Consider the following 9,112-nt stretch of genomic DNA (forward strand, 5'->3'; position numbering starts at 1 on the left):
CCGGCATGTCGGCGTGCTCGATGACCGGCGCCGTCTCGATCGCGTTGTTGGGGCGCAGCGCGCCGTCCATCGGCGGCACCGTCACCGCCGCCTCGCCCCGCCCGGCGAAATTATCGAAGGCGCGTTGCAGGGCGCCGATCATGCGCGCGCCCCCCAATAGGCGTCATAGCCGTTCCAGGTCGGATCGGCGCCGGGGATGCGGTAGCGCCCGATCCGGTTGTTGGAAATGCCGCCCAGATACAGATAGCCCTTGTGCTCGCGCATCGACGTGATCATCGGATGGTTCTTGCCGCCGAGATCCCACAGCGCGTCGAGGATGCGGCCGCTCTCGTCGAACTTCACGACGCAGCCCGTGTTGATGTTCGGGTACAGCCACTCGTCGGGCGCGATGCGCCGCGCCATGCGGCGGCGGAAGCCCGGCATCTGCAAGGCGAGATCGACGGGCGGCGAGCGCATGCCGACCAGCGCCAGCCAGTAATTGCCGTCGGACGCGCGGTTGATGTTGTCGGCATAGCCCGGCAGGTTCGGCAGCACGTCCTCGATCCGGCCCTTTTTCGGTCCGTCGAAATGGTAGCGCCGCACGCGGCAGCCCCAGGTCTCCGCATACATGAAGGACTGCTTGTCGGAGGCGAGGCAGACGCCGTTGGCGAACAGCACGTCGCGTATGATCGTGCGCGTCGTATTGGTGCGCGGGTCATAGACGCAGAACCGGCCATTGCCGCGGCTTTCCAGCGCATCGACTGGCCAGGAATGCATCTCGTAGCGCATCGTGCCTTCGCTGAAGAATACCCGCCCGTCGGGCGCGATGTCGCAATCGTCGGTCAGGCGCAGGCGCGCGTCGTCGTTGATCTTGAAGGGCGTGCGGTTGGTCTCGTCCGTCATCTTCGAGACTTCGCCGTCCGGCGCGACCTTGTACAGACCCATGCCGCCCACGCAGACGACGAGGTTCTCGTCCCGGTCGAACTGCATCCCCAGCGGATGCCCGCCGATATGGGCGAACACCTCGTGGCGCGTGTAGTCGGGCGCGAGGAAGCGCACGAGGTCGCCGTGGCGCGTGCCGCAATAGAGGTCGTCGCGGCGGTCGAAGATCACGTCTTCCGGACCTTCGACCACGCCGAGGCCGATGATCTCGACATCGCGCAGCTTGTCATTGACCGCATAGGGCGAGCCGGAGCCGGCGGCCGTCTCCGGCGCGGGCGGCAGGCGGTTATAGGCCGGCGACACATAGACCTTGTTGAGCACCTTGTAGCGGTTCTTCAGCCAGCGGACATCGACCGTGATCGCGAGGATCAGGATGATGCCGAGGATCATCGACCCCGCGCCGCTCTGCATGCCGAGCCGCACGACACCGTTGGTGATGACGAGCACGGTGATCGCGCCCATCAGCGCCTTGCCGGTCGAGCCGCGGCCGCCGCCGAGGCTGTTGCCGCCGAGGATCGCGGCCGTCAGCGCCTGCAACTCCAGCCCGACGCCGGTCTCCGCCCCCGCGCTCGACAGCCGCGCCGCGTACATGAAGCCCGACAGGCCGACCAGCAGCCCGGAGATGACATAGGTGCCGCACACCGTCCGCCGCACGGAGATGCCGGCATTGTGCGCCGACCGCCGCGACCCGCCGACCGCCATCACCCGCCAGCCGGGACGGCTGCGGCTGAGCAGGACGTGGCCGCCGATCACGAGCACCAGCAGCACGACGATGCTGAACGGCACCGGCCCGATCGAGCCGTCGCCCACGAAATCCCACACCGACGAATCCGGCGAGCCCGCCGTGATCGCCGTCGCGTAGCGCAGCAGCAGCATGTCCACGAGCGCACGGACGATGATCAGCGTCACCAGCGTCGTGAGGAAGGCGCGCAGGCGCAGGAAGCCGATCAGCACGCCGTTGACCAGCCCGACCAGGCCGCACACCGCCAGCACCGCGACCAGCGCGACCCATGCCGGCGTGTTGAGGACGTTCATCAGCAGCAGCGCGGTGAAGTTGCCGAGCGCGAAGACCGACCCGACCGAAAGGTCGATGCCGCCCGCCACCAGGACGATCATCATCGCCAGCACGACGCAGCCGAACTCGCCCAGCTGACGCAGCGAGCTTGTCAGGCTGCCGATCGAGAAGAAGTCCGGCAGCAGCGTGCCGAACGTCGCGATGACGAGCACCAGAAACAGCGCGGGCGCGGCATTGTCCACCCATCGCTTGGTGAGGATCTCGCCCACCACGTGATCGGGGATCAGCGTATAGCGCAGCCGCACCAGCGTGTCGGAGAACCGCGGCCGCGCGGCGGCGGCCTCGGCGGCGGCGTCGTCGGCCCCGGTCGGGGCCGACGTTTCCACCATGCGATCGGCGTCAGGCACTTGTGATGAACCCCGTTACTCGAACAGGGACTGCGGCGTCCAGCAGGCCCCCGGCTTGACGTCCGCCTTGGTCAGCACCCGGAGCGGCGTGTACAGCACCACGCGCAGGTCCTTGGTCGCCGCCTTGTCCTCGAGGATGGCGCGGATCGCCGAGTTGATGTCCCGGCCCTGGCCGGGCACGTCATAGGAGGTGTCGGCGCTGAATGTGCCGTTCTCCAGATTCTCGCACGCGCTCTTGGCGCCGCCGCCCGAGGTGATCAGGAACACCTTGCCCGTCTTGCCCGCCTCGCGGATCGCGGCGCCGGTGCCGGTGTCCTGCCCGTCCCAGAAGCCGATGATGCCGCACAGGTCGGGGTTCTGCTGCAACACGGTCTGCGTCACCGCGCGCGCCTTGCTGGCATCCCAGTCCGCCGCCTGGTTGGAGACGACCTTGATCTCCGGATGCTTGGACAGGACGTTGTCGACACCCTTGATCTGATAGATGCTCGCCGCCGCCGTCAGCGCGCCCTGCACGATCGCAATCTTGGTGCTCGGCCCCTTGCCGGGGGCGCAGGCCTTGACGACCTCGTTGGCCGCACGCTCGCCGAGGCCGATCCAGTCGGCGCCGACATAGTACTGCGTGGGCGTCGCCGACTTCATGTTGACCTGGATGATCGCGATGCCGGCGGCTTCCGCCTTTTTCAGCAGGCGGGCATAGGACTGCACGTCGGGGTTATGCACCACGATGATGTCGGGCTTTTCCGAAATCAGCTGCGTCAGCGCCTGCGCGCCCGCGTCGGTGTTCCAGTTCGGGTCGCGGATTTCGAACTTGTAGCCCAGCTCGTCGGCCTGGTGCTTCATCATCGCACCCCAGCCCTCGGTCAGGTCGAAGCCCATCGACAGCGGCAGGAACGCCACGGTCTTGCCCTTGAACGCATTGAGCGTCGGCGCGCGCAGCGGATCGTCGATCCCGTCGGCGCGGGCGACGCCGAAGGCCAGAAGGGTGATGCCGAACAGCGCGGGCAGGACCCGGCCGAACCAAACGCGGCTACGCATAGCGGTCTCCTTCAACTTGAACGTGCCTTCCCGTCGTCCGGGCGGTTCAGATGTCGCCCTGTTGTGCCGTCTGCTCGTCACGCGGATTGACCAGACTGTCCACCACGATCGCGACCAGCAGGATCAGGCTCTTCACCACGTTCTGCACGGTGTACTGGACGTCCATGATGGTCATGCCGTTCAGCAGCACGCCGATCAGCAGCGTGCCGACCAGAACGTTGCGCACCCCGCCCTTGCCGCCCGACAGGCCGACGCCGCCCAGCACGACGACCAGGATGACATCGTAGATCAGCGTGCCGTTGACGATGCGGGTGTTCATCGATTCGACGGCGGTCGCGGTGATGATACCGGCGGCGAACGCGACGATGCCGGAGATGACGTATTGCGCGACCTGCATCGGCCGCACCGACAGGCCGGTGATGCGCGCGGCCTGCAGATTGTCGCCGAAGCCGTAGATCGTGCGCCCCGGCCGCGTGTAGCGCAGGAACAGGAACGCCAGCAGCGACGCGACCGCGAGCAGGATGATCGGCATCGGCACGCCCAGCACGTGACCGGTGCCGGCGAGGTTGAGGATGCCCGCGTGGGCCGGCATCTGGATCACGTCCTGGCTCAGCAGTGCCGCGCGACCGAAGCCGTAGATGAACGCCCCCATCGCGAGCGTCGCGAACAGCGGCGGGATTTCGACATAGGCGACGAGGAAGCCGGTGATCAGCCCCATCAGCACGACGAAGCCGAAGCCGAGGGACAGCGCGACGCCAAGCGGCACGCCGCGATCGGCCATGTCGAGCGTCCATGCGACTGAAATCGCCATGTTGGCGACGATCGACAGGTCGATGCCGCGGCCGATCACCACCACCGCCATGCCGAGCCCGAGTATGCCGAGCACCGACACGCCGCGTATCAGCGTCAGCACGTTGCCCGCCGTCAGGAAATTCGGCAGGACGATCGCAAAACCCGCGAACAGCAGCACGGCGAGCGCAAAGACGATGCGCTCCTGCGTCAACGCTATCTTCAACGGCTCCCCCTGGCGGCTCTGTGTCGCCCGCCCGCTGGTTGCGGGTCATTGCGCCGATGCTGCTGTGCCGCGCGCCGCGCGTCAATCCGGCGGGCGCCTCGTCATGTGAAATGCACCGTCATGCGGCCCAGGCGGCCGTAATCGGCCACACAGCTTTGCCCCGGTGCGATGGCGATCGGCGTGATGCAGGTACCGGTTGTCACGATCTGGCCCGCCCGCAACCCGCCGCCATGGGCCGCCACCTCGTTGACGAGCCAGGTCAGAGCCGCGCGCGGATCGCCGAGCACGTTGGCGCCGCGCCCCTCGGCCACGGCACCGCCGCTGACGCGCGCGACCACGGCATGCGCCGCGAGGTCGGCGTCGCGCCACGGCACCTCAACGGGCGGCCCCACGACGAGCAGGTGCGCGCAGGCATTGTCGGCGATCAGCGCCGGCGCGCCCGCCCGGGTGAAATCCTCGTAACGACTGTCGGGAATTTCGATCGACAGATGCAGCGCGGCGACCGCGGCGAGCACCTCGTCCATGCCATAGGGCGCGGCGCGCGGCGGCAGGTCGCGGGCGAAGGCGAACGCGAACTCCGCCTCCGCGACGCGCATGGCCGTGGTGCCGAGGATGATGCGCGCCCCGGGCCTCAGCACCCGCTCGCGCAGGATGCGCCCGGCGAGCGGCCCGTCCACGCCGATATGCGCCTGCCCCGCGGCGCTGGTCGCCGCGATCTTCCAGCCGAACAGCGGCGCGTCGTCCCGCGCCTCCTGCCGTGCCTGGATCGCGTACCCCTGGGCCCGGTCGCGCGGACGCAGCGCCGGCGGCAGCGCGTCGATGCGGGTGCCGGCCTGCCAGTGTTCCCACAGCAGGTCGGCCGCCGCCTGTGCCGGATCGTTCACTGGTCGAAACCGGCGAGGACGATCTTGCCGATCGCCCGCCCCTGCGACAGCGCGAGATGCGCGCGGCGGAGATTGGCGGCGTTGATCGTGCCGAAATGCTGCCCCTGCGTCGGCCGCACCCGGCCGGCATCGACCAGGTCCGCGACCTCGCACAGGATCTCGTGCTGGCGCGCCATGTCGGGCGTGGCGAAGGTCGGGCGGGTGAACATCGCCTCCCAGTGGATCGACACGCATTTGAACTTCAGCGGCCGCAGGTCGAGCGGCTCCGGGTCGTCGATCAGGCCGATCCGCCCCTGCGGCGCGATCAGCTTGGCGAACTCCGCCCACACTGCCGGGTCCGTGTAGGTGGAGAACACATAGCCGACCGGCGGCACATCCAGGCGGCGCACCTGCTCGGCCAGCGGCTTTGTATGATCGACGACCGCGTGCGCGCCCAGATCGCGCACCCAGGCCTCGCTCTCCGGCCGCGACGCGCTGGCGATGACCACCAGGTCCGTCAGCGCCCGCGCGAGCTGAATCGCGATCGACGGCACGCCGCCCGCGCCGCCCGTCATCAGCAGCGCCGATCCCGTTTGCGTGTCGCGCGGCACCATCAGCCGGTCGAACAGCATCTCGAACGCGGTGAGCGAGGTAAGCGGCAGCGAGGCCGCGGCGGCGTGATCGAGGCTCGCCGGCTTGCGCCCGACGATGCGCTCGTCGACCAGCTGAAGCTCGGCGTTCGAGCCAAGCCGATTGAGGACGCCCGCGTAATAGACCGCATCGCCCGGGCGGAACCGCGTGACCGCGGCGCCGACGGCCTCCACCGTCCCGGAGGCGTCGTAGCCGAGCACCACCGGCTTGTCCGGCGTCGCGTCCTGCACGCGGTGGCTCTTGAGGTCGCGCGGATTGACGGCCACCGCCGCGACGCGGACCAGCACGTCGTGCGGCCCCGGCGTGGGGTCCGGCAGCACGAGGTCGCGCAGCGAGTCCGGGTCCTCGATCGGACGCCGCTCCGTATAGCCGACCGCCTTCATGCCCAGCCCTCCCCCGTCGTGCCGTCTGTTGGACCGCCTTGTGGCGCAGTCCGGCGCGGCTGACGAGGGGGCAAGGACCTACGGCAGGTGCGCGCGCAACCGTCCCAGCATGGCCGCGCGCTCCGCCCGCGCCCCCAGCGCCTGCTGCATCGTCACCTGGACGAAGCGGGTCGGCGTGTGCGGCTGCATCTGGCCGATCAGGTCCATGTCGGCGGAAATCACGGTTCCGATCATGAAATACCCGCCGCCCGAGACGGCATCGCGGTGCAGCACGATCGGCTCCGTCCCGCCCGGCACCTGGATCGAGCCATAAGGATAGCAGCTGTCCACGATGTTGGACGGATCGGACCCGGCGCCGAACGGCTGCGTGCGCGGCACGAAATCGAGCGCCCGGCCACCGCGGAAGCGGTAGCCGATCCGGTCCGCCTCGGGTGCCACCTTCCATGTATCGGCAAAGAACGCCTCGCCCGCCGCCTCGGTGACGCGGTGCCAATACAGTCCGGGCAGCACCCGCAGCACGGCGGGCGACTCCGGCACCCGGCGCAGCGCCTCCGGCACGCTCGCCCCCGGGCTCGCCTTGCCTGCCGGGCCGAGCGGCAGCGTGTCCCCCGCCCGCAAAGCCCGTCCCTCGTGGCCGCCGAGCGCGCCCAGCGTGTAGGTGGACCGGCTGCCGAGGACTACCGGCACGTCCACGCCGCCGGCGAAGGCGACATAGGCGCGGGCGCCGCGGCGGAGGAAGTCGAAGGAAAGCATTTGTCCCGCCCGCGCCGCGACCGAAGTCCAGCCGGGGATCGGCGCGCCGTCGAGCTTCGCGGGCATGTCCGCCCCCGTCACCGCGACGATCGTGTCGGCGTGCAGACGCAGCTCCGGCCCGAGGAACGTCGCCTCCAGCACGGCCGCGCCCTCGTCGTTGCCGACGAGACGGTTGGCCGCGCGCAGGGCGTACTGATCCATCCCGCCCGACAACGGTATGCCGAGGTGATAGTAGCCGGGCCGGCCGAGATCCTGGACGGTCGTTGCCAGCCCCGGCTTGACCACCTCGATCCTGCGCTCAGACGCCATGGAGGGCCTCCACCAGCCGGGCGTTGCACGCCGCGGGATCGCGCAGGAACTCCGCGAGATCGAACCGCGTCGCCGCGATCCGCGGCGCCCAGCGCCCGGCCGCGACCTCGGCCTCGATATGGTCGTGCTCGGCGCGGTCGATCGGGCGGAACTTCACGATGTCGCCGGGGCGGAAGAAGATCATGAACTCGCGCAGATAGCTGATCTTCTGCTGCGGGTCGTAGATCGGCGCCGGGGTGATGCCGAACATCTGATAGCCGCCCGCCCCGCGCACCGAATAGATGCAGCCGAAACAGCCGCCGTGACCGACCGTCAGCTTCGGCGTGTCGGTGCGCGGGCGGAGGTATTTCGGCACCTCGATCTGCTTGGCGCGCTCGACCATCTGATAGAGGAACGGCAGGCCGGCGACGAAGCCGACCATCGAGACGAACCACGGCGAGCCGGCATGGGCGGCGATGAATGCCTCCACGCCGTCATAGCCGTTCACCCGCGCGGCATAGGCGAGATCGGTGGACTCCGGTTCCTGATGCCGCTCGCGGAAGCGCATCAGCGTCTCGTGCGTCCACGGATCGCCGTAATAGACCGGCAGCTCGATGATGCGGGTATCCAGCACCTTCTCCGCCGCCGCCGCCTGCGCCTCCAGGCCCTGCACGGCGGCCAGCAGGTCGTCGGGCGCGATCACGTCGGGGTCGAACTTGATCTGAAACGAGGCGTTCGCCGGACAGATCTCGCTCACGCCCGCGATACCCGCCGCGCGCACGGCGCCGGTCATCGACAGGCTCTGGAAGAAGGCGTCGAGCGACATCTCCTCCGCGACCTCGACGAACAGATGCTCGTCGCCGCCGAAGCTGTAGCGCATCCCTAGCCTCCCCCCCTCGCCGCGAGCCAGTCCTCCAGCCAGCGCGTGTGCACCGCGCCGGACGCGATCGACGCATCGGCCGCCAGCGCGCGATGCAGCGGCAGCGTCGTCGCCAGCCCCTCGATGTCGATCTCGGCCAGCGCGCGCCGCATGCGCGCGAGCGCCGTGTCGCGGTCGCGGTCCCACACGATCAGCTTGCCAAGCAGGCTGTCGTAGAACGGCGGCACCGTGTAGCCGGGATACAGCAGCGTATCGAACCGCACGCCCGGACCGCCCGGCACGCGCAGCGCGCCGACGGTGCCCGGCGCCGGGCGGAAATCGCGGGCCGGGTCCTCGGCATTGACCCGCACCTCGATCGCATGGCCGCGGAGTGCGATGTCGGACTGCGTGACGGACAGGGGCGCGCCGCCGGCGATTGCGATCATCTCGCGCACGAGGTCGATGCCGGTGACCATCTCGGTCACCGGATGCTCGACCTGGATGCGGGTGTTCATCTCGATGAAGAAGAACGCGCCGGTCATGTCGTCGTAGAGGTATTCCAGCGTCCCGGCGCCGCGGTAGCCGACGGCGCGGGCGAGGCGGGCGGCGGACTCGCACAGCGCGTCGCGGGTGGCGGCGGACAGGCAGGCGGCCGGCGCCTCCTCCCACAGCTTCTGCCGGCGCCGCTGGATCGAGCATTCGCGTTCGTACAGATGCACCGCGTCGCGGCCGTCGCCGAGGATCTGCACCTCGACATGGCGCGCGCGCATCACGAACCGTTCCAGATACAGGCCACCGTCGCCGAACGCCGCCCGCGCCTCGGCCGCCGCCTGGGCGAACAGGGCGGCGAGCGCGTCGGGCGTCTCCGCCACGCGGATGCCGCGCCCGCCGCCGCCGGCCGCCGCCTTGACCATGACCGGGT

The 9,112-nt window shown here is 69.5% G+C and carries 8 protein-coding genes; all 8 read right to left on the reverse strand.

All coding sequences use genetic code 11. The features are described from left to right. Positions 1-138 precede the first annotated feature (138 nt). Positions 139-2,343: an ABC transporter permease gene (locus B8460_RS10175; protein WP_199445601.1), complete on the reverse strand. Its 2,205-nt coding sequence runs from the start codon at positions 2,341-2,343 to the stop codon at positions 139-141. Positions 2,344-2,358: 15 nt separating this feature from the next. Further along, positions 2,359-3,378 carry a sugar ABC transporter substrate-binding protein gene (locus B8460_RS10180; protein WP_052945210.1) on the reverse strand — a complete coding sequence of 340 codons (1,020 nt, stop codon included), beginning with the start codon at positions 3,376-3,378 and terminating at the stop codon, positions 2,359-2,361. A 46-nt stretch (positions 3,379-3,424) separates the two neighbouring features. Then, positions 3,425-4,393, reverse strand: a complete 969-nt coding sequence (locus B8460_RS10185) for an ABC transporter permease (protein ID WP_048861488.1) — start codon at positions 4,391-4,393, stop codon at positions 3,425-3,427. A gap of 101 nt (positions 4,394-4,494) precedes the next feature. Further along, positions 4,495-5,277 (reverse strand): 2-keto-4-pentenoate hydratase, encoded by a 783-nt coding sequence (locus tag B8460_RS10190; RefSeq protein WP_048861489.1) that lies wholly within the window; start codon positions 5,275-5,277, stop codon positions 4,495-4,497. Beyond that, positions 5,274-6,290, reverse strand: coding sequence for a zinc-binding alcohol dehydrogenase family protein (locus B8460_RS10195; protein WP_048861490.1), 1,017 nt, complete (start codon positions 6,288-6,290; stop codon positions 5,274-5,276). Before B8460_RS10195 ends, B8460_RS10190 begins: the two co-directional genes overlap by 4 nt. Before the next feature lie 78 nt (positions 6,291-6,368). Further along, the gene (locus tag B8460_RS10200) at positions 6,369-7,352 is read right to left on the reverse strand and encodes a 5-oxoprolinase subunit C family protein (RefSeq protein ID WP_048861491.1); all 984 of its coding nucleotides are present in this window, start codon (positions 7,350-7,352) and stop codon (positions 6,369-6,371) included. Next, entirely contained in the window at positions 7,342-8,211 is an 870-nt protein-coding gene (locus B8460_RS10205) for a 5-oxoprolinase subunit B family protein (RefSeq protein ID WP_048861492.1), read from the reverse strand. Before B8460_RS10205 ends, B8460_RS10200 begins: the two co-directional genes overlap by 11 nt. Before the next feature lie 2 nt (positions 8,212-8,213). Continuing rightward, the coding region (locus tag B8460_RS10210) for an ATP-binding protein (RefSeq protein ID WP_048861495.1) at positions 8,214-9,112 on the reverse strand (899 nt) is incomplete at its 5' end.

The sequence above is a fragment of the Acidisphaera rubrifaciens HS-AP3 genome, assembly GCF_000964365.1.
In the GTDB taxonomy this organism is placed as follows: Bacteria; Pseudomonadota; Alphaproteobacteria; order Acetobacterales; family Acetobacteraceae; genus Acidisphaera; species Acidisphaera rubrifaciens.